Source organism: Chryseobacterium sp. GTID13 (assembly GCF_056172655.1).
The window spans coordinates 632,826-656,666 of the sequence record NZ_JAOCMB010000007.1 but is presented as its reverse complement, the minus strand read 5'-3'; the positions used below and the strand labels follow the sequence as shown (position 1 = coordinate 656,666).

At 37.4% G+C, this 23,841-nt stretch carries 26 protein-coding genes and 2 pseudogenes; 24 read left to right on the top strand and 4 right to left on the bottom strand.

What is annotated here, in order from left to right:
* Positions 1–69 precede the first annotated feature (69 nt).
* The 8 genes and pseudogenes from N4G44_RS22400 (at position 70) to N4G44_RS22365 (ending at position 7,174) form a co-directional block, all read left to right on the top strand.
* The gene (locus N4G44_RS22400) at positions 70–846 is read left to right on the top strand and encodes an ATP-grasp domain-containing protein (RefSeq protein WP_474929987.1); all 777 of its coding nucleotides are present in this window, start codon (positions 70–72) and stop codon (positions 844–846) included.
* Positions 847–855: 9 nt separating this feature from the next.
* The gene (locus N4G44_RS22395) at positions 856–1,227 is read left to right on the top strand and encodes a cyclic-phosphate processing receiver domain-containing protein (protein ID WP_474929986.1); all 372 of its coding nucleotides are present in this window, start codon (positions 856–858) and stop codon (positions 1,225–1,227) included.
* Positions 1,227–1,790, top strand: a complete 564-nt coding sequence (locus N4G44_RS22390) for a DinB family protein (RefSeq protein WP_474929985.1) — start codon at positions 1,227–1,229, stop codon at positions 1,788–1,790. Before N4G44_RS22395 ends, N4G44_RS22390 begins: the two co-directional genes overlap by 1 nt.
* A complete protein-coding gene (locus N4G44_RS22385; RefSeq protein ID WP_474929984.1) occupies positions 1,787–2,338 on the top strand; it encodes a 3'-5' exonuclease in 552 nt (183 codons plus the stop codon). Before N4G44_RS22390 ends, N4G44_RS22385 begins: the two co-directional genes overlap by 4 nt.
* A gap of 251 nt (positions 2,339–2,589) precedes the next feature.
* Positions 2,590–2,835 carry a hypothetical protein gene (locus N4G44_RS22380; RefSeq protein WP_474929983.1) on the top strand — a complete coding sequence of 82 codons (246 nt, stop codon included), beginning with the start codon at positions 2,590–2,592 and terminating at the stop codon, positions 2,833–2,835.
* Positions 2,836–3,276: 441 nt separating this feature from the next.
* The gene (locus N4G44_RS22375; RefSeq protein WP_474929982.1) at positions 3,277–5,187 is read left to right on the top strand and encodes a DUF6493 family protein; all 1,911 of its coding nucleotides are present in this window, start codon (positions 3,277–3,279) and stop codon (positions 5,185–5,187) included.
* Positions 5,177–5,820: pseudogene (locus N4G44_RS22370) on the top strand (DUF7825 domain-containing protein). The gene N4G44_RS22375 and the pseudogene N4G44_RS22370 overlap by 11 nt, the downstream one beginning before the upstream one ends.
* Before the next feature lie 10 nt (positions 5,821–5,830).
* Positions 5,831–7,174, top strand: coding sequence for an SWIM zinc finger family protein (locus N4G44_RS22365; RefSeq protein WP_474929981.1), 1,344 nt, complete (start codon positions 5,831–5,833; stop codon positions 7,172–7,174).
* Positions 7,175–7,239: 65 nt separating this feature from the next.
* On the opposite strand, the gene N4G44_RS22360 is transcribed toward N4G44_RS22365, so the two are convergent.
* From N4G44_RS22360 to N4G44_RS22350, 3 genes are all read right to left on the bottom strand, one after another.
* Positions 7,240–7,587 carry a helix-turn-helix domain-containing protein gene (locus N4G44_RS22360; protein ID WP_474929980.1) on the bottom strand — a complete coding sequence of 116 codons (348 nt, stop codon included), beginning with the start codon at positions 7,585–7,587 and terminating at the stop codon, positions 7,240–7,242.
* 12 nt (positions 7,588–7,599) lie between these two features.
* The gene (locus N4G44_RS22355) at positions 7,600–8,031 is read right to left on the bottom strand and encodes a transposase (RefSeq protein ID WP_474929979.1); all 432 of its coding nucleotides are present in this window, start codon (positions 8,029–8,031) and stop codon (positions 7,600–7,602) included.
* A gap of 620 nt (positions 8,032–8,651) precedes the next feature.
* Positions 8,652–10,184, bottom strand: a complete 1,533-nt coding sequence (locus tag N4G44_RS22350; protein WP_474929978.1) for a SulP family inorganic anion transporter — start codon at positions 10,182–10,184, stop codon at positions 8,652–8,654.
* A gap of 611 nt (positions 10,185–10,795) precedes the next feature.
* Here N4G44_RS22350 and N4G44_RS22345 point away from each other — a divergent pair.
* From N4G44_RS22345 to N4G44_RS22305, 9 genes and pseudogenes are all read left to right on the top strand, one after another.
* Positions 10,796–11,464, top strand: a complete 669-nt coding sequence (locus N4G44_RS22345) for an HAD family hydrolase (RefSeq protein WP_474929977.1) — start codon at positions 10,796–10,798, stop codon at positions 11,462–11,464.
* An 8-nt stretch (positions 11,465–11,472) separates the two neighbouring features.
* A complete protein-coding gene (locus N4G44_RS22340; RefSeq protein WP_474929976.1) occupies positions 11,473–12,297 on the top strand; it encodes a phosphoribosyltransferase family protein in 825 nt (274 codons plus the stop codon).
* Entirely contained in the window at positions 12,287–12,844 is a 558-nt protein-coding gene (locus tag N4G44_RS22335; protein ID WP_474929975.1) for a TerD family protein, read from the top strand. The genes N4G44_RS22340 and N4G44_RS22335 overlap by 11 nt, the downstream gene beginning before the upstream one ends.
* Positions 12,845–12,846: 2 nt before the next feature.
* Complete coding sequence (locus N4G44_RS22330; protein ID WP_474929974.1) at positions 12,847–14,019, top strand: toxic anion resistance protein; 1,173 nt, start codon at positions 12,847–12,849, stop codon at positions 14,017–14,019.
* A 16-nt stretch (positions 14,020–14,035) separates the two neighbouring features.
* Positions 14,036–14,983, top strand: coding sequence for a hypothetical protein (locus N4G44_RS22325; RefSeq protein WP_474929973.1), 948 nt, complete (start codon positions 14,036–14,038; stop codon positions 14,981–14,983).
* 122 nt (positions 14,984–15,105) lie between these two features.
* The gene (locus tag N4G44_RS22320; protein ID WP_474929972.1) at positions 15,106–15,714 is read left to right on the top strand and encodes a TerD family protein; all 609 of its coding nucleotides are present in this window, start codon (positions 15,106–15,108) and stop codon (positions 15,712–15,714) included.
* A gap of 174 nt (positions 15,715–15,888) precedes the next feature.
* A pseudogene (locus tag N4G44_RS22315) lies at positions 15,889–16,919 on the top strand (TerC/Alx family metal homeostasis membrane protein).
* Between the two features lie 322 nt (positions 16,920–17,241).
* Positions 17,242–17,748, top strand: coding sequence for a TetR/AcrR family transcriptional regulator (locus N4G44_RS22310; RefSeq protein WP_474929971.1), 507 nt, complete (start codon positions 17,242–17,244; stop codon positions 17,746–17,748).
* Positions 17,749–17,771: 23 nt separating this feature from the next.
* Complete coding sequence (locus N4G44_RS22305) at positions 17,772–18,185, top strand: DUF1348 family protein (protein WP_474929970.1); 414 nt, start codon at positions 17,772–17,774, stop codon at positions 18,183–18,185.
* A gap of 108 nt (positions 18,186–18,293) precedes the next feature.
* Here the strand turns inward: N4G44_RS22305 and N4G44_RS22300 are convergent, their stop codons facing one another.
* Entirely contained in the window at positions 18,294–18,773 is a 480-nt protein-coding gene (locus N4G44_RS22300; protein ID WP_474929969.1) for a catalase family protein, read from the bottom strand.
* 771 nt (positions 18,774–19,544) lie between these two features.
* Here N4G44_RS22300 and N4G44_RS22295 point away from each other — a divergent pair.
* The 7 genes from N4G44_RS22295 to N4G44_RS22265 all read left to right on the top strand — a co-directional run bounded on the left by N4G44_RS22295 (position 19,545) and on the right by N4G44_RS22265 (position 23,546).
* Positions 19,545–19,979, top strand: coding sequence for an FKBP-type peptidyl-prolyl cis-trans isomerase (locus tag N4G44_RS22295; RefSeq protein WP_184166602.1), 435 nt, complete (start codon positions 19,545–19,547; stop codon positions 19,977–19,979).
* A 232-nt stretch (positions 19,980–20,211) separates the two neighbouring features.
* Positions 20,212–20,502 carry a hypothetical protein gene (locus N4G44_RS22290; protein WP_474929968.1) on the top strand — a complete coding sequence of 97 codons (291 nt, stop codon included), beginning with the start codon at positions 20,212–20,214 and terminating at the stop codon, positions 20,500–20,502.
* Positions 20,503–20,519: 17 nt separating this feature from the next.
* Positions 20,520–20,819, top strand: a complete 300-nt coding sequence (locus N4G44_RS22285; protein WP_474929967.1) for a hypothetical protein — start codon at positions 20,520–20,522, stop codon at positions 20,817–20,819.
* 83 nt (positions 20,820–20,902) lie between these two features.
* Positions 20,903–21,160 carry a hypothetical protein gene (locus tag N4G44_RS22280; RefSeq protein ID WP_474929966.1) on the top strand — a complete coding sequence of 86 codons (258 nt, stop codon included), beginning with the start codon at positions 20,903–20,905 and terminating at the stop codon, positions 21,158–21,160.
* 66 nt (positions 21,161–21,226) lie between these two features.
* Positions 21,227–21,637: an Rrf2 family transcriptional regulator gene (locus tag N4G44_RS22275; protein WP_474929965.1), complete on the top strand. Its 411-nt coding sequence runs from the start codon at positions 21,227–21,229 to the stop codon at positions 21,635–21,637.
* Positions 21,638–21,696: 59 nt separating this feature from the next.
* Positions 21,697–22,350, top strand: a complete 654-nt coding sequence (locus N4G44_RS22270; RefSeq protein ID WP_474929964.1) for an NAD(P)-dependent oxidoreductase — start codon at positions 21,697–21,699, stop codon at positions 22,348–22,350.
* A gap of 20 nt (positions 22,351–22,370) precedes the next feature.
* Entirely contained in the window at positions 22,371–23,546 is a 1,176-nt protein-coding gene (locus tag N4G44_RS22265) for a MoaF-related domain-containing protein (RefSeq protein WP_474929963.1), read from the top strand.
* Positions 23,547–23,841 lie beyond the last annotated feature (295 nt).

Here is a 23,841-nt window from a genome sequence, read left to right as displayed (position 1 = left end):
TGGAGAAAACTGGAAATTTCAAAGATTTTGAAAAACAAATAAAAAGAACTTAATAAAAAACTGATAACCATGTATTTTTTAATTCAGGCCAATGTATATCTGGATCCGGAACATTACAAAATTTTTGATGCATTGGAAGAGCTGAATATTGATTATGATGTAATTAATATTCCGCCGGCAGCACAAAAAATAGATTTTGTAACAGATAGAAAAGATGTTTTCGTTTATGGTTCAGTGACGATTGCGAGATTGGCAAAGCAGAATACAGAATGGTTTCCGGGATCTTTTTATGGAGGTAATCACCTTTATGAAGTGTATTCAAAACATTATGGGGATAACCTTCTGAATTACAAAGCTTCAGTCCATAAAATTTCAGAAGAATTAATCTGGCAAAAAAATGAAACAAAATTCATTAAACCTTATAATGAAGCTAAAATTTTTACTGGAAAAGTTTTCACAGAAACAGAATGGAGAGATTTCGCTTTTGAATCCATCGAAAACAAATTAAATAGGATCACAGAAGATTCTTTAGTACAGGTTTCTGAAGCTAAACGTACGATCAAAGAAGCAAGACTCTGGATTATTGGCGGGCAAATCGTCGATGGAGGTTATTATAAATTTAATGATGACGCTCCTTTCGAAGAAAAAGTTGCAGAAGACGGATTTGCGTTTGCAAAAGAAATGATCCGACTTTTCAACCTTGAAGAAGCCTTTGTAATGGATATTTGTTTAACGGATGAAGGATGGAAAATTGTTGAAATAAACTGTATCAACAGCTCAGGGTTTTATCCCAATACCAATGTGAAAAGTGTTATCAAAGCTTTGAATATTTACTTTTCTAATTAAAATAAAGTAATGAAATTAACAAAAAGATTATTATTTCTGGATGATATAAGATATCCGGTTGAGGCATATCATTATACCAGACAGGACATTTTCCTAAGGAAAGACTGGCATATCGTTCGAAACTACGAACAGTTTGTCCACAGAATTCTGGAAAAAGGACTTCCGGAAATGATCTCTTTTGATCATGATCTTGCAGAGGTACATTATCTGAAACCCGGTTCTGATGAATACATGGAAAAAACAGGCTACGATTGTGCCAAATGGCTGGTAGAATATTGTATGGATCATCATTTGGATCTGCCGAGATTTTATTGTCATTCCATGAATCCTGTAGGAAAAGAAAATATTGAAAGCCTTTTAAAAAACTTTAAAAACTTGTAATGGATATTTTTAGATTGATTCAGATTATAAAAACACATTTAACGCTTTGTTTTAATGAAGTCGACGAATGGTTTGATCAAGATAAAAGAATGCTGAACTACCAGCCTTCAAACGGGGGCTGGACCGTTCAGCAGGTTTTAGAACATATTTATCTTGCCAACTTTTATCTGCTTATTCTGATCGAAAAAGGTTCAAAAAAAGCAATGCGGAATTACAATCATCTTGATCTGAATGCTGAAATAAAAAATTACAGTTTTGATAAAGAGAACTTTGAAAAAGTAGGCGAACATGGTGCTTTTGAATGGATAAGACCTGAACATATGGAGCCAAAAGGTGAACTGGATTTAAAGGAAATCAGAAGCTTGATTTCAAAGCAGTATCATCAGTGTTTACACTATTTAGAGCTGATGAAAAACGGAGAAGGCCTCCTCTGCAAAACAACAATGACAGTCAATGGTCTGGGGAAAATCAATGTGTATGAATACATTTATTTCCTTTCCCTGCATGCCCGGCGACACATTATTCAAATGCAGAATAATCAATTAGAAATTATTAAAAAATGAAAACAACAGAAAATATATTAATTATAGACCTGGAAGCCACCTGCTGGAACGACAGACCGCCCAGAGGCCAGGAAAGCGAGATCATCGAGATCGGAGTTTGCATTATGGATGCTGCAACCGGTAAGGTCTCAAAAAATGAAGGCATTTTAGTGAAGCCGCAGTACTCAAAGGTGAGTCCTTTCTGTACGGAACTGACTTCCATTACGCAGAATATGCTGGATAATGAAGGCATCATGCTGGAAGATGCATTGGATATCCTCAGAGCAGAATACAATTCCGAAGATCTTACCTGGGCCAGTTACGGAAACTATGACCTGACCATGCTGCAAAATCAGGCCAGAAAATTCAATGTGGATTATCCGTTAAGTGATGATCATATCAATGTGAAGACATTGTTTGGCCAGCTGCATCCAACGGTGAGAAAAAGTGTGGGAATGAGCAGAGCTTTAGGCGAACTTAATCTCAAGCTTGAAGGGACTCATCACCGAGGTGTGGATGATGCGAAGAATATTGCGAAAATTCTTTACTGGTGCCTTAATCAAGGTTAATAAAATTATTTAAAAACTATTTTTATAGATGACTCTCTTTCTCAGAAAGGGAGTTTTTTAGTTTTGAAACTATCTCAAAGAATGATCTTATGCTACAAAGAAAAAGGGGAAAATAATTTAACTTTTTATTCAGAAATACGGATTAAATTACTATTAAAAGCATAATTTTTTGTTAAAAAATTCACTTTAAGGGGATAATTGCATACCCTGTCACTCATTTTTTTATTATTTTAGTCCCCAAGATTGGAATTATGCTTACTGAAGATGAATTGAAGAGGACTTATTTACATTATAAAACCAAAGAAATAATTCCTTTTCCTGAAAAGTTTACCCCAGAAGATAAGAAAGAAACCACGGTTATTTTAAAGAATTTTTTAAATAAAGACCGGGGTTGCAGTCAGGTCTCCATGCCTGCCATTTTAGCTTCCAGCCGGACCCGGACCAGTACAAGAAAACTGATACCGGGCTATTACACAATCCCTATCAACTTTCTTTAAGAATTATTGCTCACAACGTTCTCCGTGGATATGTTGAGTAGTGATTGAAACCTTGTGTGGTACGGCTTTTGAAGAGATTTGAGAATTAAGTTTCCGGCTTTGTCGGATGAGCCCGCAAGGCATTTGAAAAACTATTGATATCCATTCTTAAAAGGTAGATCATCAGATTTAAATCTTAAAAATCTGACGATATACTTTTACCTCTTAATCGGCCTGTAGCTGATTATGCATAAGCCGTAAGACTGAAAGAATGGCAAAACTAAAATAACCTGAAAAAAATTATTATCAAATTAAAAACAAAATGAAAGAAAGACTTTATGAGATCCTTAATGAGGAAAAAGCACATGAGATTATTCCGTTTCTGAAACAGCTTACGGCCGAAGAAAAAAGGCACTGGTCCCTACCATAAAAAAACTGGACAGGGAGATCAGTAAGATCGTAATGACGAAAAATTCCTACCATACTGCCGGCTCTGCAGACCAACATTCCATTATTGATATAGCATCGTTTGTCTGTATGGACCAGAAGCATTACGGGAAAGATTACTGGAGCCTTTTCGGGAACAAGGAACAGACCGAAAAAATACTTGAATGGGGATGTCCGCCCTGGTTTTCGGATTTTATCAACAATTCTATAGATGCAGAATTTACAGCGTTTAATTACCAGGATATTCTGGGGTGGGCAAAAAAAGGCTATGTACAGCCCAGACCCGAACTGCTTGGATATCATTTAAGCCTTCAGCCCCATGATCTGGAAAAATTCCCGGAAACCCTGGAAACTCATTTCTGGTATATGTGCGAATTCCCTTCAAAGTCACTTCCTTTTAAAAGAGAATGGCCTTCATTGGTGCAGAAACTGATTGCCGAGAATAAAATTGACAGAAAAAGATTCCTCAAAGAATGCCTGCTGGCTGCCAACAGGAATTTTAACAAGAATGTTACCGGATGGTTCATGGATGCGTTCAATGCCCTGAAGCCTTCTGAAGAGGAACTTATTGTATTTCAGGATGAGCTGATGGCCGGTTTGGCCTCCGTGCAGTCAAAAGCAGTCAATACCATGCTTGCCAATTTGAAGAAGATCGTTCAGGATCCGGCATTCAGAACCGATGAATTTTCAAATTTCCTTCCCAATCTTCTCAGTTCGGAAGTCAAAACAGTGGTGGCCGCAAGCCTGGCAGTAACAGAAAAAGTTTTTCAGAAAAAGAAAACTGACACAGAAAATCTGGCATTGGCTTTGAGTGCAGCCTTTGTGAACAAAGATGAGAGTATACAGACCAAAGCGGCAAAGATCATTATAAAATATATTCCTGTTTCTGAACAGATAAAAGAAGCGCTGTCCCATTATGCAGATAATATTCTGGCTAATGTAAGACCGCTACTGGTTCAGTACATAGATAACAGGCAGCTGGAATTGGACGCTTTTGAGCCGGAAAAATTAGAGCTTATCAATGAGGAATGTAAAGTTCAGGAGCTGCAAAGCTTTGAAGATCTTATGTTTCTTCTCCCGCAGGCAATTGAAAATCCGGGAACCCACTATTACGATTTGGCACTCGCGGGGCTTATCCGTTTCGGAGATGAAGCTGATGCCGGCTCCGTAAAGCTTTTTGAGCCCGTATTTCAAAAAGCCTGTAAAACCATCGCCAAATGGGAAGTGCATCAATTTAATGTGTTATTGTGTAATCTCATCATCAATTACGGACTTTCACTATTAGAAAAATTTCCGTTTCAGCTTAAGAATATTGACAAAATATATAAGAAAACCCGTGAGGATGAAGCTTCCAGAGAAGTTTATTCTACCTATCATAAAAAGCTGAAGCCTATTAAAGATATTGATGCAGGAGGTTTGACTATGGAGCCGTTTAAGCATATAGCGGTTCATGTTTTTAATCAGGTAATGGCAGGAGATAAAACGCCATTGCTGTCTACAGTCACTCATGAACCATGCTGGATCAGTCCTGAAATTTTGGTTGAAAGATTCGAAATTTATCAGAACAAAAATATAGAACCGGATGATCTTGATGTACAGCTTGCATTGCAGCGCTGCTCTTTAGAAAAAACTTCGGAAGCACTACAGCTGGTGGAGAAAAAATTAAAAGGCGAGTATAAAGATCTTCTGGTTTTCTTCTTTAGCAGGAATTCTGCTCCCAAAGGACAATTTGAACATCCGTCATGGTGGATGACGGCCGGAATCACACGCTCTCCTGAAACTGTTTTTGAAGAATTTCAAAACTTTGGTTATGACGATATTCCAAAAGAATTCCTGACCGGAATTTATGAATGGAAGACAATCGACAGCAAAAAAATTCCTATTATCCTGTTGAGCTTAACATCAGGATCCCAAAATATCACCTGAAAAAAGAGAGCATCAGCTTTTCCTGGAATACTTTGTTGCGGAACAGAAAAACTTTTCAGAAACCCCTTCATTGATATGGAGTTTTCCCAATACATTAGGGAATGTTTTAGCTAAAACCATTAAAGACTGCCTGTTTTATTCAGGAATTGCAGAAGTTTACGAAAGAAATTTTGTTCTGAATATTGCCCAGGCTCTCCATCAGATGAAAAAGCCTCTGGATACAATGGGCTACCTGTTTCTGGGAACCATTTTCCTGGACGGGGACAAAGTGATCCGTGGAACAGCTGCCGAAATATGGCTGGAACATGTTTCTTATAAAGTAATGGATCACAAAAAGCTGGGCAGGGTGATCGGCCTTCACGAAAAACTGGAATGGGCTCCTGTTAAAAGACTTACAGATCTCATGCAGCACCAGATGATCAACGTCAGCAAAGACCATAACCTGGCTTTGGAGCAGCTTCTTACCCATATTTTGCTCCAGATGGAAACACCCGTTACCAATCTTAAAAAATACTGGATATTTATCATGAGGTTTTGGCTCTGAACCAATCGGAAACCGATACCAACTTAAAGGAAAAACTGAATAGCTGGAAAGAAAACTCCAGCCTGAAAAAATCTGCAATCTTCTTCTAAAAAAATAGATATGGAAGATACGCTAATTTACCGTTATCAGAGACCTTCGTCTTTGGTAAAAAAAGATGCATCCGAAGAATTGTTCCTGTCCAGATACAGTGAAATTCAGAAAAATACAAATGCACCCTGCTTTTTCTGGGGAGATGTCAGCCAGCCGTTTATACTGGCAAGATGCCTCATCACCCTTTCCAATATTGTAAAATCAAGCTTTAACCTGTCACCGTTTCAGTTGGCATTGCTGAAAGATCCTATTGTTACTGCCGGAAACGGGCGGTTGCGATTTGAAGGTTTTTCGCATTGTGCCGGTGTTTATGCCCGGGTAGATGTTTTACCTGACGGACTTCACGGTGAGTTTCTGGAAAACGGAACCACCAATGTAGATTTTAATCAGCCCATGATTACAGCTTTGGGAAGCATCCGTCCTAGTGAAAAAATAATGCTTTCTGTAGGTGAAAAAGAATTGGGACTTTATAAAGAAGAAGAAAAAATAGTAGAACGGAAAGTTCCGCTGCCTGTGAAATGGATCAAAGGACTAAGTACCGTTCAGATCTATCTTTCCGAATCGGAAAAACTTTATTGCTTTAATAAAATCCAGACTCAGCAGCTGTTCAGGGGAATACCCAAGGGACCCATAAAATCAGATTATTACCTGATCATCAGGGGAAATAAGCCGATGTTTTCACCGGTAAAGTCAGCAGACGCTATTTGCATCGGAGGACTTCACAGGCTGCGCCTGCTGGAGCCTCTTCTTCCTTATATTGATCAGATGCAGGTATTTCCACATGCCCATATGCAGTCTACCACATGGCAGCTCTGCATGGGAAATCTGAGGTTTAGCTTTTCATTGTCAAGAGAAGCCTGGAGAGGATTTTCCGGAGAAGGAGCTGTTTTAAACAGCCTTATTGACGATATTTCGGATGAATGGATAGATGCATTGGATAAATATGCTTACGCCAACCAGTCTTTTAATCCTTCGGTATTTGCTTTAAATGAGAATATAAGCCTTGAAAAAACCGGTAATATTACGGGAAAACTGGCTGCTATGGGGCTTTTAGGCTACGATCTGGATGAAAACGGTTTTTTCTACCGCAGACTGCCTTTTAAGCTCAGCCGTATTGTAGGTTTAAATCCAAGAATGAAAAATGCAGAAAAGCTTATTGCAGAAGGAAAAGTTGAAGTTTTAAATAACAATGCGGTGAGAACCGAAGCAAGGGTAGAAGGCACCGGTGTACATCACACAGTGATTATAGAAAATAACAAAGAACGCTGTACCTGCGAATGGTTTAGCAAATACCAGGGTGAGAGAGGACCGTGTAAGCATGTTCTTGCCGTAAAGAAATTAGTTAATACATAAATAAAAAGGACAGCTTCTGAAAATAAGTCTGTCCTTTTTATTTTATTGATGTTTTGTCCATTGAGTTATTCGCCGGCATTAATTACTTGTTCTATTTCTTCTTCGAAAGTTTTCTTCCAGTTCATGATCGTTGTTCTGCTGATCTTGTATTTTCTGGACATATAGCTGGTAGAAAAGCCATGCTTATTCTGGTACTGCAAAAGCTTGAACATGGTTTTTTTATCATAGGTTTTCAGCTTCTGATTGTTGACCTGGCTTTCCTTAGACTGTTTAAAGATTTTTTCGTTGAAATTCAGAATATCCTCGGTTGTATTCAGTTTTTCCAGAAGTTCTTTGATCTTTGGGTCTTTCAGCTTTTCCGGATGTTCCAGCCTCAGCATATCGTAGTATATCTTTTTGTAATTGGGACGCATAATGAGCTTTATTTATCCGTTAGTATTATCATTATTTTTCTGAAGCCAGCGGTGAAGGGTACTTTTGGGGATAGAATATTCTTTGATCACTTCGCCGTACGTCATCTCGCCGGATAAGATTCTTTTCATAATAAAATCTTTGATTTCCTGAGTATAAATATTTTTTCTGAAATAAGGAATTTTATCAGATTTCTTCTGATTTTTGTTTACAGCAGAAGGAGGTGCATACAGGATAAGGTGCGAGCTGTAAAGCCTGAAAAAATCATATTCCAGAAGCTTGCTCCATCTCAGAAGCAAGTCTGTATCGATCGATTTGCTTTGGTATACGTTTTCAATAAACTGCTCATCCTTATTGAGAAAATTACAGATCCTTTCCATAGGCACCTCATTTTCATCAACCATCTCTTTGATAAACTTTCCTATATGAATTTCTTTATATAACATGTATAAGTACTATTTGTTAATTTATAAAAAGAAAATAGACAATATATTACATTCCAGATGAATGCCTGTAGCGTCAAAAAAGTACGCTTCAGAAAATCTTAGCGGCAGCAAAAGAGAAATTTAAGCTGGGTAGCATATCTTGTATATGCATAGTCGGTCTGAGGGATGACCGGCCAATAATTGTTAAGGTTATATTTCTTAAGAATACTTTATATCTTTCATTTCCTGCTCTATATTCTCATCAGTTAATTCAGATAACCTTTTTATGCTTTAGATTTTAATTCTGTATAAATATGCTTATCAGGTATTTCCATACAGTTTTGTAATATTTTTAGCTATTTACCTTAGTGTCAACAGATTTTATTACTATAATTTTTTTAGTTGAATAGTAACCTATCTGTTTGTTAATTTTTCAAATTTAAATAAAAAATAGAAGTAATTTCTTAAAAATGAATAAAAAAAATATGTAAAAATAAAATTTAATTAAAATTAACATATTAAATAAGCGAATAAGTGAATTGTTTTAAGTTGGAATAGTAATGCTGAAAGGGGTTTCAACAAAAAAGTGGATAACCCCGAAGACATCCACTCTTATTATTTTGGTAAAAATTATTTTTAAATTATTTTGGCATCACACGATAGGTAGGATCATCCTCAATATTCACCTCTATAAAACCACCGGCATTATCCAGAAGTTTGATGCAGTCGGGACTTAAGTGCTTAAGAATAACATTTTTATTCTGTGCCTTATATTTTTCAGTGATTTTTTTGAGGACTTCAATGGCTGACATATCTACCACACGGGATTCCTTAAAATCAATAACAATAGTTTCGGGATCATCGGCGACATCAAATTTCTCCGCAAAAGCAGTTGTACTGCCAAAGAAAAGCGGGCCGTAAATTTCATATACTTTATTACCTGATTCATCGGTTGTTTTTCTTGCCCTGATCCTTTTCGCACTGTCCCAAGAAAATACCAGGGCAGAGATAATCACGCCAATCAATACGGCCAGGGCAAGATTATGAAGAATAATCGTAATGAGCGCAACAAGCACCCCTACAAATATATCTGATTTGGGCATTTTTGTAATGATACGGAAGGAAGCCCATTCAAAAGTGGTGATGGCTACCATCATCATTACCCCCACCAGGGCAGCCATTGGAATCTGCTCAATCACAGAGCTTCCGGCAAGGATAATAAAAAGGATCGTTAAAGCCCCGATAATAGCCGAAATTCTGGTTCTTGCACCTGCTCCGATATTGACCAGTGTCTGGGCTACCATGGCACAGCCGCCCATTCCGCCAAAAAATCCGTTGGCAATATTGGCAATTCCCTGGGCCACTGCCTCTTTATCAGATTTTCCTTTTGTATTGGTGATCTCATCGACCATATTTAAAGTCAGTAAAGATTCTATCAGCCCTACACCGGCCATGACCAGAGAATAAGGGAAAATAATCTTCAGGGTTTCTATGGTAAAAGGGATTTCAGGAATATGAAAGGAAGGTAATGAACCACTTACTGAAGCAATATCTATTACCTTTTTGGTTTCAATATTAAAAAAGTAAACCAGGGCAGAAACTATGATAATGGCAACCAATGATGCAGGTACAGCTTTGGTTATCTTAGAAAAAATCAGGACGATCAAAATAGTGAGAGCCGTTAAGCCAGCCATAATCATTAATGCTGAACCCTCCATCCATGTAGTGATACCCTCCTTAACTACTTTAAATTGAGCCACCTGAGCCATAAAAATAATAACAGCAAGACCGTTTAAGAATCCATACATAACAGGCTGAGGGATGAGCCGGACAAATTTTCCGAGCTTAAAAGTGCCTACCAATATCTGGATAATCCCTCCCAGGATGATCGCTCCAAAAAGATATTGTACTCCGTGAGATGAAGCCAAAGCTATCAGAACGACAACCGTTGCCCCTGCACCACCGGAAACCATTCCTGGCCTCCCGCCAAAAACAGCAGTAACAATTCCCATCAAAAAAGCTGCATATAATCCTGTAAGAGGCGATAGTCCTGCCAGTATAGCAAATGATAAGGACTCCGGTATCATCGTCATGGCAACCGTTAAGCCTGCCAGAATTTCATTTTTAAGATTGACATTCCGCAATGATTGAAAACCAGATAATATGTTTTCCATAAACTATTGAGATATATAAAACACCCGTCTGTAAAATAAGGTGTGAAGATTAAAAATTGATTGATATATAAAATAATACAGATCCAAAAAGTAATTCCGGATATGAGAGAAATATTCACCTTAGTCCTTAAGGCGGTGTGATTTGCGAAGATGTATTTGCGAATCGGTTCATAGACCGCAAAGGTAGAAAAAATAAAACGAACCTTAAAGAACCGGAAACAGAGATGGAATTTTTCAGAAGAAAAAAGAAAGGATAGAAGATAAAAAATAGAAGCGGCAGAAAAAATCTGCGGAATCAGCAAAATCAGCGAGAGCAAAAAAATTCATCGTTGATTATGAAACTTAGATCCTTCAATATCCTTAATGGTTCAAAATTAATATAGATCGTAAAAACAAGATGAATTGAATTTAAACAAATAATGAAACCTTGTTTAAAACACTTTGAAAAACCAGTCAGAATTCATAAAAATTTCTTAAAACAGAGAAGTACATAATGCATTTATGAGAAAAATTTTATCTTTGGGAAGAATAGCCTGTTAAACACTTGTTGATGATTAAATAATTTTAAATCTTTTTCAAGGAAGCTAAATAAAACTTTTAACTTAAAACTATTGAAAACGGATATCGACATTCACAACCACTGTCATTTTTCTTTTGACTTGTGGCTCACTTTAATCAAATCTCATCCTGAATTTAAAACAAAAAGAGTTGAGCTGTTCACCTCGTTTTTTAATGTTGATAAACCTATTGATGAAGTTGCCAAAACCGTAAAATATTATGATGATCTTTGCAATACGATCAATGAAGTAACTGGCGGGAATATTGATACATTTGAGATCTATTTAATGATTCTGAGTGCGCTGAATGTAGATGTAAAACAATTAGATAGAAATAAACTGGAAACGTTTTATCTGAAAAGTGAAGAACTGTTTTTAGAGTATAAACCGGTTGTTATTTTCGAAAATATAAAAGAATTTCTTGACCAAATCAAAAATCAGGGAAAAACTGTCAATATTTTAAGCAATACAGGGTTTATCAAAGGACGGACAATGCGGAAATTTTTGATCCAGGAAGAGCTGGACCAGTATATCGATTTCCATATTTACTCTGACGAAATCAATATTTCCAAACCCAATCCCCTTATTTTTCAGGAAGTAAAAAATAATCTTAAGGATCAGGAACTTCCGATGCACCGTATTCTTCATATCGGAGACAACCCGGTGGCAGATTACAAAGGAGCAAAAGATTTCGGTTTCAATGCCCACTTATTAAAACACTAATATTATATATGAACAAAAGATACAGCTTACACCACATTCATTCGGCGGATGAGTTCACATTCTCACCTGCGGAATACAGCTATTTTAAGTATGGCGCTAAGTCGTATGCTGAAAAATTTGCGAAAGAATTATTCGACGGATTCATTGCAGAACATGCAGAGCTTTTAAACACAGAAAAAGAGATTGTGGTTCTGCCAAGTCCGTACATGGCCATCCCGACAGCCTCTAATTTCCTATGTTTTTTCTTTAAAAAGCATTTGGACATGTACCTCTTCCAAAAAGGAATGAAATCCAGTATTTTATCAAAGATCAATAGAAACCACACCTATATCACGGATTACGGGAACCTCAATTTCGAAGACCGTAAAAATCTGATTGCCAATGATACTTATTACATTGACAAAGACTTTTTACGCGGAAAACTTTGTATTTTTATAGACGATATAAAAATCACGGGAAGCCATGAATTTACCGTGAACAGAATTTTGGATGAATACAATGTGGAGGCCGATTTTATGTTCCTCTATTATGCGGAACTGATAAATTTTGACCTCGATCCGAAGATTGAAAACTTTTTCAATTATTATGCCGTGAAAAATGTAAATCACGTTGCAGAAGTAATGGAGAAGCCTGATTTCGAATTTAATACAAGGATTGTAAAATATATTTTAGGCCTCGATTCAAGTAATTTTGACTATCTTACGTCTAAAGTAAAAAAGGAGCAGATGGACCTGCTTCTGGAGCTGGCAATCAGCAACAATTATCATTTAATAAAAGAATACGAAAATAACATCAATACTTTAACACAAACGGAACTATATTATGGCTATTAACTTACAAAAAGGACAGAGAGAAAATATTAACGCACCTAAATTCACTGTAGGTTTAGGATGGGATATCAATAATACTTCTACAGGAACAGCATTTGACCTTGACGCTTCTTTATTTTTATTGGGAAGTGACAAAAAACTGGTTTCGGATGAACATTTTATTTTTTATAATAACCTTGAATCACCGGATAAATCTGTGATCCACACGGGAGATAACCTTACCGGTGAAGGGGCAGGAGACGACGAGCAGATCAAAATAGATCTTACAAAAATAGATTCAGCAATTCAGGAAATTACCGTTGTTGTAACGATCCATGATGCTGATGCGAGAAAGCAGAACTTCGGACAGGTAAGAAACTCTTTCATCAGAATTTTTAATTCGGATACCAATGAGGAAATCCTGAAGTACGAGCTGGATGAAGATTTTTCTATTGAAACAGCTGTGGAATTCGGTAGAATCTACAACAGAAACGGAGAATGGAAATTTGAAGCAGTAGGGGCTGGTCAGAGAGAAGGCCTTGAAAAATTTGTATCAATTTATCAAAAGTAATTATGGACAATCAGGATAATCAGCCCATAGATCCGATGGGGTCAATTGAGCCTCTTAAAACATTTGAACCAACACCAATGGCTCCTCCAGGTCAGCCTGCACAAAATAATGCAGCACCGCCGGTTCTTGTGGACAAGGAAGGGAATGTAAATCTGGCTCATTTACCGTCAGAAGAAAGACAGAAATATGAGCTTCTGGCGAACTCTATTGATGAAAACAATCCAGGTTCCATCGTGAATTACGGTGCAGAACTTCAGAAAACCTTATCCAACCAGAGTGACAGCTTCTTAGGAAATGTAAGAAGATCAAACTCAGGAGAAGTTGGAGCATTGATCAATGATCTCCTGGTAGAACTGAACTATGTAGATGTTGATGAGCTTCAGCAGAATAAAGTGAAAAGCTTTCTGAGCAAAATTCCGTTCATGAAAAAAGTCATGACGCAGGTGGAAAATCTGTTCGCAAAATACGACAAAATCATTAATAATATAGATCAGATTGCCTATAAAGTGAATGCCGGAATCATAACATCTACCAAAGATAACGCGGTTCTGCAGACTATTTTTGAAAGCAATGTGAATTCTATCAAGGCTATTGAAGATCTTGTGATTGCAGGAAATGTAAGAATGGAAAGAGCTGCCGAGGAACTCGCTCAAATGGAAGCTGCCCCGCAAAACTACCAGGATTACCAGATTGCTGATAAAAGAGATTTCATTGCGAGATTAGACCGTAGAATGGCTGATCTTAAAGTCGTGCGTATCATCATGATGCAGTCGCTTCCACAGATCAGGCTGGTGCAGAACAACAACGTTTCTATCGCAGAAAAAGCGCAGACGATCCTTACCACGACACTTCCGGTTTGGAAAAACCAGCTTTCACTGGCTGTGGCAATGTTCAGACAGCAGCAGAATATCGAAATTCAGCAGAAAGTATCTTCTACTACAGAAGCGATACTCAAGAAAAATGCAGAACGTCTTGGCCAGAATTCAGTGAATGTGGCAAGAGCGAACGAACAGACGATCGTATCAGTAGAAACTTTGAGAGAAACCACTTCAATGCTGATCAATACACTGAACGAAGTGAAGCAGATCCAAAAACAGGGAGCAGAAGGAAGAAGAAAACTGGATCAGGATCTTCAGACATTGGAGCACGAACTAAAAGCAAATGTCAGAGGTTAAATAACAATATACCAAGGTGGGTGATGACGCAGCAACCATAATGTCTCAGAGCAAAAGGAGATTAACCAAGCTTAAACTTCTTGCTAATTTTTTTGAACATATTGATATCATATCTATTTACATCAAAACAGATATTATCCACAATTTGTTTCAGGAGAATAAAGCGCTGGACTACAGTAAGCTGGAGCTTTTTCACCTGCAGTATACCGACAGCCTCATTGAGCTTCTGACCAAAATAAAACGTCAGAAAGAAAATGATATGCTGACGATTATTAACGAAATTGATGTTAATACAAAATATATTGAAAGCTTTGAGGAAAGGAGAGTAGACAGTTTTCAGACCGACCGGAAGATGTACAGCGGAATATTTTCCCAGCATCTGAAAACCCTCTACAAAGACCTTACAGAAGATGTTTTTACAGCAGACTGGAATAATGTCCTGTACTTCCATAAAAAGTACGGTCAGGAATTCTACAGAACGGGAGCAGATGAAGAGCAGCTTAAACCTAAGCCTTTTCCGGCTTATCAGTATAAAGATTATACGATAGAAAGGAAACTGTTAGGAAGGCTGAACATTCAGGGGTTCAAAGTACGTTTTGTCTGCGGCTACCTGATCGGAACATTGGAATACGAGCTCTTTAAAATCTTCCAGTCCGATGACTATTTTATTTTTGGGGTGGATGATAAAAAGCTTTATTTATTTGATGGCGAGCTGGAAAAATTGGATATTTCAGAAAACCAGTCCAACCAGAGTTCAATTATCAATCAGCTTAAAACAAAGAATGAGCTGCTTGAAAATTCCATCAACGAAAGAAAACGAGCGATACCCGCAGAAGTGGAAAATGTGCTGAAAGATTATCTTAAAAGCCTGGAGAATATTGATATCATGAGCAAAATATTCGCATTCGATGAAGAAACAAACATCCTGCGGGCAATGCTTAATTTGAATTTGAATAATAATTAATGTGAAAATGCTGAAGGCAAAATCGCGGAAAGGCAAAAAAGCGAATCTGCAAAAAAGCCCATTTGCCCTTTAGCTATTTCGCTTTTTACAAAAAATAAACAACAATACTAAACATACAAAAGATGGCTATTAACTTACAAAAAGGTCAGAGAATTAACCTGAAAAAGGAAAACGGTGCCGAGCTTACCCAAGCCTGTGTAGGAATCAACTGGGGAGCAATCGAGAAAAAAGGATTTTTCGGAACTAAAAAAGAAGCAGTGGACTTGGACGGAAGCTGTATTTTATATGACTCCAACAAAAACGTTACAGAAGTTATTTATTTCGGAAACCTGAAATCAAAAAACGGTTCTGTAAGACATAGCGGAGATGACCTTACCGGTGACGTAGACGGAGATGACGGATTGGATAACGAAGTGATCACCGTGGACTTCAGCCAGCTGGAACCTAATGTAGAGCACGTTGCTTTGGTACTGAACAGCTACCAGGGCCAGGATTTCGGAACCATACCTTTTGCTTCCATCCGTATTTATGAAGGAACGCCTACCAATGTAAGAGAGGTTTTTGCTAAATATGATATTGCCAATGATGCTTCATTCAAAGGGCACGTAGCAATGGTGATGGGAGTTTTCTACAAGAGAAACGGAGAATGGAAGTTCAATGCCATCGGAGATCCTACATCAGACAGAAAACTGGAACAGACGATCCAGACGGTTCAGGCCAACTATTTATAATCAATAATAATCAGTAAAGAGGTGTTTTGGCTCATTCGGAAAAAAAGAATAATTTTATAAGCTTGAGCTAAAAACTTATTGACCTATTGATACCAAATAAAAATCATTAAAAATTAGCAATATTTGTGCATACTGTACATCTATTGCTTTTATCATATAATAACATAAACTGAAGTGGAACATCAAAGTATTTTAGAATTGCACCCAGGCTTGGTGTGGGGATTTGCGGTAACGGTCGTTATCATGCTGCTCCTGGATTTAGGAGTATTCAACAAAAAAGCCATGAAGTATCATCCAAAGAAGCTACCATCTGGTCTATCGTATGGATTTCGTTATCCATGGTATTTTCCGGGGTAGTCTACTGGGTTTTCAATACAGACGGAAGTCCTGAAAGCCATGCACTGGCCGTAGAAAAATTTACGCAGTATCAGGCAGCTTACTGGATTGAAAAAGCCCTTTCTGTGGATAACTTATTTGTCTTTATCCTTGTTTTCGGGTTCTTTAAAGTTCCGAAATACCTCCATCACAAAGTTCTCTTCTGGGGAATCATCGGGGCACTTATCTTCAGGGCGATATTCATCTTTGCAGGAGTAGGGCTGATTAACCTGACTTATCTTCCTGAAATGAATATTTTCGGGCATCCTGTACAAATTAACGTAGTAATGACCCTGTTCGGTCTGTTCCTAGTGTATGCCGGGATCAAATCATGGGGTGACGGCGATGGCGATGATGACGAAGATTACAGCGATACTGCTGGGGCAAGACTGATCAAAAGCTTCTGGAAAGTTTCCGATAATTATGATGGTGATAAATTCTTCACCATTCAAAACGGAATCAAGATGGCGACACCGCTTTTAGTAGTGGTTGGGGTAATTGAATTTACTGACGTTCTTTTCGCAGTAGACTCCATTCCGGCAATTTTTGCAATTTCCAATGACCCGTTCATCCTTTATACATCCAATATTTTCGCAATCCTGGGATTAAGATCTCTTTATTTCCTGCTGGCGAATTTCATCCATATGTTCAGCAAGCTTCCTTACGGACTGGCGATTATCCTTTCTTTCATCGGGGTAAAAATGCTGATCGCACCATGGATTCATATTCCGTCTCCGATTTCATTGGGAATTGTAGGAGGAGTATTGGTGATCTCCGTTCTTTTATCCATTATCTTCCCTGAAAAAGAAGAAGAGGAAAAGAAAAATTAGAAGATTAATAAATTCTCTTTGAAAATATAAGCTCCTGAAATACAACTTTCAGGAGCTTTTTTTATTTTGGATGGCTTAAAATGAGTTTACAGAATAACCATTAAGCAAAAATTAAGTTTTAAGAACATTAAGAACGCTTCGCTTTTAAAACGCGCTTAAAGAAATCTTTAGATTTTTCCTTAACTACTCTTATTTCCTTCACTCTCTCCTTAATGTTTCAAAATTAACAAAAACAAAAACGGCATTATGTTATTTAAAAATAAACAGACTAGTCTGTCTATATAGAAATTTTCTCGTACATTTGCAGTATAAAATTGTAAGAATGAAATCTCCAAGAGAAAGAATACTGGAAATAACCTTTGACCTTTTTGGCCGCCAGGGCTACAATTCTACAGGGATCAACCAGATTATTTCCGAAGCTACAGTTGCCAAAGCAAGCTTTTATCAGCATTTTAAATCTAAAGAAGATCTTTGTGTAGAATTTCTAAATGTAAGACATCACTATTGGTTCAATGAGTTGAATCTTTTTTGTAATGACGAAGAAAATTTAAAACAGCGAATTCTGAAATCTTTTGATTTTCTTATCTACATGAATGAGAAAGAAAATTTCCGGGGCTGCAGTTTCCTCAATATTTTATCGGAGATTCCAATGGATAATGTTAAAATTTTAAATGTTATCCAGCAACATAAAAAAGATCTCAGAAATTATTTTCTGCAACTCTTGAAAGATGAAGAACTTTCTGATCATATCTATTTACTTTTTGAAAGCAGTATTATAGAAAGCCAGCTTTTCAAATCCAATGAATTAATAGAGCGGTCAAAAAAATAATGAATAACCTAATTCCTTAAAAAATGGAACAGAAACATCCGCTTCCGCCTTTCACCCTTGAAACGGCAATAGAAAAAATACAGATGGCAGAAGATGCCTGGAACAGTCAGGATCCTGAAAAAGTATCCAAAGCCTATACAGCAGACAGTGAATGGAGAAACAGAGACACCTTCATTAACGGAAGAGAAGCAATCGTCAGTTTCCTGCAGAAAAAATGGGAAAAAGAACTTAATTATCATCTTAAAAAAGAATACTGGGCCCATACTGACAACCGCATTGCCGTACGTTTCGAATATGAATATCAGACCAGGGACCGCAACTGGTTCAGAGCCTACGGGAATGAAAACTGGGAGTTTGATCCTAACGGACTTATGCAGAAAAGATATGCCAGCATCAATGATGTAGCCATTCAGGAAGAGGACAGAAAATTCAGGTAAATTCCAATGCAGGATTACGGAATAAGGTGGGCAGAAAACTGCTCACCTTTTTTATTTTTAAAATTTTACTGAAATTAATAACTCAGGGTATTCATTATCTGAAGCTTCTTATTCATAGCTCTTCCCGTGAAGCAGCTTATTGATTTTCTTTCTGGTCTGCATCGAAACTTTATAAGCTTCATCCCGCAGTTTCTGGATCTTTCCGACCGGCTGGAAAAATATCTTGCTTTCGAAAGGATTAAATGACAGCAGCTCATTCGTACAGCTGTCAGGATCCAGCAATGATCCTTTGTTGATTTTCACTTCTCCGATCTTGATGTAAGGCGAATTTTTCCATTCTACATTCAGCCTGTTAATAGGCTGGTTTTTCAGGTCATAACAGAACTGAATTAAAACCTCTGCCGTATAATCGTTATCTTGGAAATAACTTTTCAAAGCATCTTTTATCTTTAATTTCCGTCCGAATTTTTTATTTACAGACACCGGGACCAGCTTTATTTTAATCATATTATCTCCAAGCCGGTAAGCGCCAACAGAATGGTAATCGAAAGAGAGGATAAAATCATTCCTTTTGCTCAGGATTTTCAATATATTTTTAACAAAAGACAGAGAAAAGGTGGCAGGAATTATCTTAACAGCCTGAGAAGCCAGTGAAAAAATACTGCTCCATTTTTTGATGTAAAAACGGTTTATAGCAGTAAATAGTTTCAGAAAATGAGATACGGAATTCGTTGGAAACAAAGGAAAATTAACGAGTGGGAAATTCGCGATCAGGCCGCCGTTTTCATCTTTTACCTTTATGGCAAATCCATAAGCTGGAATATCCTTTTCAGTGTTTTTAATTTTCAGATGAGCATTCGAAAACCTGATGGTCAGGTCAAATTTTTCATTGTCAAAAAACGGAAGAAGTTCTTCAGGAATGTTTTGATCAATAAAAAAGGTACCCTCAGCTGCTGCATACGTTTTGGCGTGGGCATTTCTGGTGGCATAGTTGACGTCGCTAATGGAAGATGACTGTTCTACGAAATCTGCAATCGACCTTTTATTGATTTCCAGAAGTTTTTTTCCTCTTCATTAAGTTCATCAAATTTCTTATTATATTTTAGTGGTTGTGGCATTTAGTTTTTAAATCCAATTATAACGCCAAGTTTCGGAATCTGTGTTAACATAATATTAAAATTGTTTGAATTTTCCTCAGACAGTGAAGTAAACACTATCAACCTATACCCTAAACAATTAAATTCGCTTCCTTTAACCCCGAAACTTTAAACATAAAACGTTAAACCCAAAACTCAAAACCCGCACCCGCAAATCACTCCCACAACTCAAAAACTCCTATCTTTGTAAAAAATATCAACAATGGGAGTAGCAGATATGTTATTTAAAAAGAAAAAAGAACTGGCAGAAAAGAACCTTAACGATGGTAAGGAATACATGGAAGAATATGGTAAAAGAGAAAGTGTTGTACAGCTTCCAAGCGGTTTGCAGTATGAGATCATTACCGAAGGTGATGGTGCAAAACCGGGGCCTAAATCTACTGTAAAATGCCACTACCACGGAACAACCATTTCAGGTAAAGTCTTCGACAGCTCTGTGAAAAGAGGAACGCCGGCATCTTTCCCTTTAAATAAAGTAATTAAAGGATGGACAGAAGCGCTTCAGTTAATGCCTGTCGGAAGCAAATGGAGACTTATTATCCCTCCTCACTTAGCTTACGGAGATCAGCAGATCAGCAAAGAAATAGGACCTAATTCTACGCTGGTTTTCGAAGTTGAGTTATTGGATATAAAATAATCCGGCTTAAAAATACCTTAAAAATTTACCTGGACTCAGGTAAATTTTTTTATTTATACTATATTCGTGCAGATAATTGCAAAGCACGGCCGATACATTGCATCCAAAGCCTTCTAAAAGTCAGGTGTTTTAAATTTATCAGGATAAAATCTCTATATCTTAAAAAAGCAGTTTAAATAATCTTAGTCTTTGCGATTACAGAAGCAATACACAAAGTAAAAAATAGAACTGAATGAAAAAAATCTTTTATCTTTTGGCGGTATTCAGCCTGCTCACTTCCTGTGTTTCCAAAAAGAATCAGGCCATCAAGCAGAACATCCTTACCTTAAAGGACAGTTACTGTAAGGCTCCTTTTAAATACAACTACAGCAACAGAATTCCATCCTACAATTCAGATTCTATTTTGCTGGCCAATAAAGATTTAAAAGGAATGTTCTCTGACCAGAGTATTTTGATTCTGAACGCCCTGGATAACCTTGATGAGGTGCACCAGATTATTGAGCTTAAAAAGATTCTTCCATAGCCTCACAGGTTAAAGTATTGCAGCTTAAAAGCAAAATCAACAGTAAGATTACCATTGCTCTCACCGAACTGGATGCTGTGGCAGCAGAATTCGACTGTGAAGGAGAAAGAGTAGCCCAAATAGGAAATTATGTAGACAACCTGAATGAATCCAAAAATAATAAGCTGATTCTTCTTTCCATCGTAACAGGAGCTGCAGCTTCCGTTGCAGGAGGAATTATCCAGGATGGAGGATGGAGTAATGCCGTTGATATCAGTGGGGAGTTCTGGGAGCAGGCTTTGGTCTTGCCACCCTTAATCCAAAAGGGAAAAAGGTAGAATTTATCCACCAGAGAAACCTGTTAAGGGACATCTGGAGGCAAAAACTGGAATCTCCGAATTTTCCACCCTTCATCTGGTACATGTATACCGAGAAAAAATTTTCCAATAAAGAAAAGCATTCCATTATCAGCAGCATGAAAGAAAGGTGGCTTCATTACCAGTTTGATGATGACAAAACCGCTGCTGACCAATCCGTTATTTTCAGTGACGGAGGTTTCTACAGGGCAGATGACCTCCACAACCGGGCTGCGATGCTGAACCAGATGCAGTCGGCAACACGAACCATCAACCAGAATATCAACTATCTGCTGTTGGATTTGGATAAATTAATTCTTTAAGAAAAAATTAACTGTAATAAAATTTGTTACATTTAAAATTTTTTATATCTTTGCCATGTAATTACAATGAACAATACAAGATTTGCTACGGCAGTACATATTATGACCTTATTGGCAAAAAGTCCTCAGGAGTGGCTCACTTCTGAATGGATTGCCGGCAGCATCAATATCAATCCCGCGATTGTCCGAAAAGAAATCAGCGTATTGAGGGAAGCAGGGCTTGTTATCAGCAGACAGGGAAAAGAAGGAGGAAGCCAGCTTGGTAAAAATGCAGAAGACATCAGTATTTCTGAAATCTACAGAGCGGTGAAGAATACTGAAGTTTTAGGCAAAAAGAATCAAAATCCCAATCCTGCCTGCAGTGTAGGGAAGGAGATTAATACTCATTTAAATACATTGTTTGAAGAAACAGATCAATTGGTTACTCAATTTTTAGGCGATAAATCTCTGAAAGAGTTTTCGGAACAGTTTGAGTAAAATTTTTTAAACATAAATGTAACAATTTTTATTACAATTTAATTTTAAAATAAAATATTATGAAAAAAGTAGCAGTAATCGGCGCAACAGGTTTTGTAGGAAGCAAAATCGTAAATGAATTAACAGAAAGAGGATATGCGGTAGAAGCTTTGGTAAGAGATGCTTCCAAAGTAGAATCAAAAGAAAATGTAACAGCAAAAAGCGTTGACGTAAATAACACAGAAGAGCTGGCAGAAGCTTTAAAAGGAAATAATGCCGTGATCAGTGCCTTCAATGCAGGCTGGACGAACCCGAATCTTTATAATGATTTTCTAAACGGTTCCATCAATATTGAAAAAGCAGTAGAACAATCAGGTGTTAAAAGGCTGATCGTAGTGGGAGGAGCCGGAAGCCTTTATACTCCGGACAACGTACAGATCGTAGATACTCCGGATTTCCCTGAAGCTTACAAGCCGGGAGCAACCGCAGCAAGAGATTATTTAAACAAAATCAAAGAAAATAATACCCTTGACTGGACCTTTTTCAGTCCTGCTATTGAAATGAACCAGGCGAATGTAGGGGAAAGAACCGGAAAATACAGAACTTCTCTGGAAACTCCTGTTTTTGACGAAAACGGAAGAAGCCGTCTTTCTGTAGAAGATGTAGCTGTAGTTCTGGCAGACGAACTGGAACAGAATAACCATATCCGTGAACGTTTTACAGCAGCTTATTAATTCACACAAAAAAATCAACAATGTTAAAAAAGAAATTATTATCGCTGATGGCCATATTGGGTTTTGCAGGTATTTTACTGGCCGGAAATTTAAAGATCAAAGTTTATAATCCAGGTTCAAAGGCCATCTTTCCCATTACTTCCACCATTATTTATGGAGATAAGGATGCAATGCTTATCGATGCCCAGTTTCAGAAGCAGTACGCAGAGCAATTGGTAAAGGAAATCAAAGCCACAGGAAAAAACCTGAAAACAGTGTTTATTTCTCACAGTGACCCGGATTTTTATTTTGGACTGGATGTCATCAAAAAGGCATTTCCAAACGTCAAAATCATTTCAACAGCACAGACTGCCTATCTTATATCTGCCTCAAAAGACGATAAAATGGCAGTTTGGAAGCCACAACTGAAAGAAGATGCTCCATCAGAAATCATTGTTCCGGAAGCTGTCAATGCAATTCCGGACCTTGAAGGGAATAAGATTGAAATAAAGCAGAATGCTGAAGATCCTGCTCACAGTTTTGTATGGATTCCATCACTGAAAACTATTGCAGGAGGTATTTCTGTTTCCGTAGATTCACACATCTGGATGGCAGATACACAGAATGTAAAAGCTATTGATCAATGGATAGCTCAGATTGATGCCATGAAAGCACTGAAGCCTGAACAGGTGGTGCCTTCCCATTTTGCCAAACTATCTTTGTCTCCCCAGTCTCTGGATTTCGTCAGAAACTATCTGGAAAACTATAAAACAGCGGTGACTGATAATAAAACATCTTCCGGGGTTGTAGATTTTATGGTTAAAAAATATCCTGATCTTCACGGAAAAGATGAACTGGCAATGGGAGCAAAAGTTTTCTTCGGAGAAATGGATTGGGACCTGAAGTCACCTTATCCGGCTATTGGAAATAAAGTGGAAGTTGATTTCGGAACACTTAAATTCGTTCTGGACTTTAAAGACAATAAGGAAATGTCTTTCACAGGAATTTCCGAAAACGTAAAAGGCAGCACGGATACTGTACAGTACACTGCTGTAGAAGTAGCAAAGAATGTCTTCATGGTGTACTGGCACGAACCTAAATTAGGAACCAATGTCACCCATATTCAGGATTATAATAAAAATATAATCTACACCAATATTGCGGAGCCAAACGGTACCTTTACCCATCTGAAAGGAACCTTAAAAATTCTGAAATAAATAAAAAACTGCTGTCATTGGATGGCAGTTTTTTTATTAATAATACAAATAATACAGGATGATTCCGGCAATAAGATGACAGATGACAAACATTTCTGGGGGCTGAGGCTCCCGAAGTCCCCACGCTTGTACATTATTTCAACCACAAAAATCTAAGTTTTTTTAACACTTTAGATCACTTTAGTTTCAGAAGTTTTATCATCTTGAAAAATAATAAGCTCACATAAGCAGAAAATCAAAGACTTTCATAAAACTTTAGTGTACTTTATAGATGCATAATATTCAACTTAATAAT

Excerpts from the sequence above, each read along its gene's own strand:
- N4G44_RS22400 (WP_474929987.1), top strand. The coding sequence starts at position 70 with ATGTATTTTTTAATTCAGGCCAATGTATATCTGGATCCGGAACATTAC.
- N4G44_RS22395 (WP_474929986.1), top strand. The coding sequence starts at position 856 with ATGAAATTAACAAAAAGATTATTATTTCTGGATGATATAAGATATCCG.
- N4G44_RS22390 (WP_474929985.1), top strand. The coding sequence starts at position 1,227 with ATGGATATTTTTAGATTGATTCAGATTATAAAAACACATTTAACGCTT.
- N4G44_RS22385 (WP_474929984.1), top strand. The coding sequence starts at position 1,787 with ATGAAAACAACAGAAAATATATTAATTATAGACCTGGAAGCCACCTGC.
- N4G44_RS22380 (WP_474929983.1), top strand. The coding sequence starts at position 2,590 with ATGCTTACTGAAGATGAATTGAAGAGGACTTATTTACATTATAAAACC.
- N4G44_RS22375 (WP_474929982.1), top strand. The coding sequence starts at position 3,277 with ATGACGAAAAATTCCTACCATACTGCCGGCTCTGCAGACCAACATTCC.
- N4G44_RS22365 (WP_474929981.1), top strand. The coding sequence starts at position 5,831 with ATGGAAGATACGCTAATTTACCGTTATCAGAGACCTTCGTCTTTGGTA.
- N4G44_RS22360 (WP_474929980.1), bottom strand. The coding sequence starts at position 7,587 with ATGCGTCCCAATTACAAAAAGATATACTACGATATGCTGAGGCTGGAA.
- N4G44_RS22355 (WP_474929979.1), bottom strand. The coding sequence starts at position 8,031 with ATGTTATATAAAGAAATTCATATAGGAAAGTTTATCAAAGAGATGGTT.
- N4G44_RS22350 (WP_474929978.1), bottom strand. The coding sequence starts at position 10,184 with ATGGAAAACATATTATCTGGTTTTCAATCATTGCGGAATGTCAATCTT.
- N4G44_RS22340 (WP_474929976.1), top strand. The coding sequence starts at position 11,473 with ATGAACAAAAGATACAGCTTACACCACATTCATTCGGCGGATGAGTTC.
- N4G44_RS22335 (WP_474929975.1), top strand. The coding sequence starts at position 12,287 with ATGGCTATTAACTTACAAAAAGGACAGAGAGAAAATATTAACGCACCT.
- N4G44_RS22330 (WP_474929974.1), top strand. The coding sequence starts at position 12,847 with ATGGACAATCAGGATAATCAGCCCATAGATCCGATGGGGTCAATTGAG.
- N4G44_RS22320 (WP_474929972.1), top strand. The coding sequence starts at position 15,106 with ATGGCTATTAACTTACAAAAAGGTCAGAGAATTAACCTGAAAAAGGAA.
- N4G44_RS22310 (WP_474929971.1), top strand. The coding sequence starts at position 17,242 with ATGAAATCTCCAAGAGAAAGAATACTGGAAATAACCTTTGACCTTTTT.
- N4G44_RS22305 (WP_474929970.1), top strand. The coding sequence starts at position 17,772 with ATGGAACAGAAACATCCGCTTCCGCCTTTCACCCTTGAAACGGCAATA.
- N4G44_RS22295 (WP_184166602.1), top strand. The coding sequence starts at position 19,545 with ATGGGAGTAGCAGATATGTTATTTAAAAAGAAAAAAGAACTGGCAGAA.
- N4G44_RS22290 (WP_474929968.1), top strand. The coding sequence starts at position 20,212 with ATGAAAAAAATCTTTTATCTTTTGGCGGTATTCAGCCTGCTCACTTCC.
- N4G44_RS22280 (WP_474929966.1), top strand. The coding sequence starts at position 20,903 with ATGTATACCGAGAAAAAATTTTCCAATAAAGAAAAGCATTCCATTATC.
- N4G44_RS22275 (WP_474929965.1), top strand. The coding sequence starts at position 21,227 with ATGAACAATACAAGATTTGCTACGGCAGTACATATTATGACCTTATTG.
- N4G44_RS22270 (WP_474929964.1), top strand. The coding sequence starts at position 21,697 with ATGAAAAAAGTAGCAGTAATCGGCGCAACAGGTTTTGTAGGAAGCAAA.
- N4G44_RS22265 (WP_474929963.1), top strand. The coding sequence starts at position 22,371 with ATGTTAAAAAAGAAATTATTATCGCTGATGGCCATATTGGGTTTTGCA.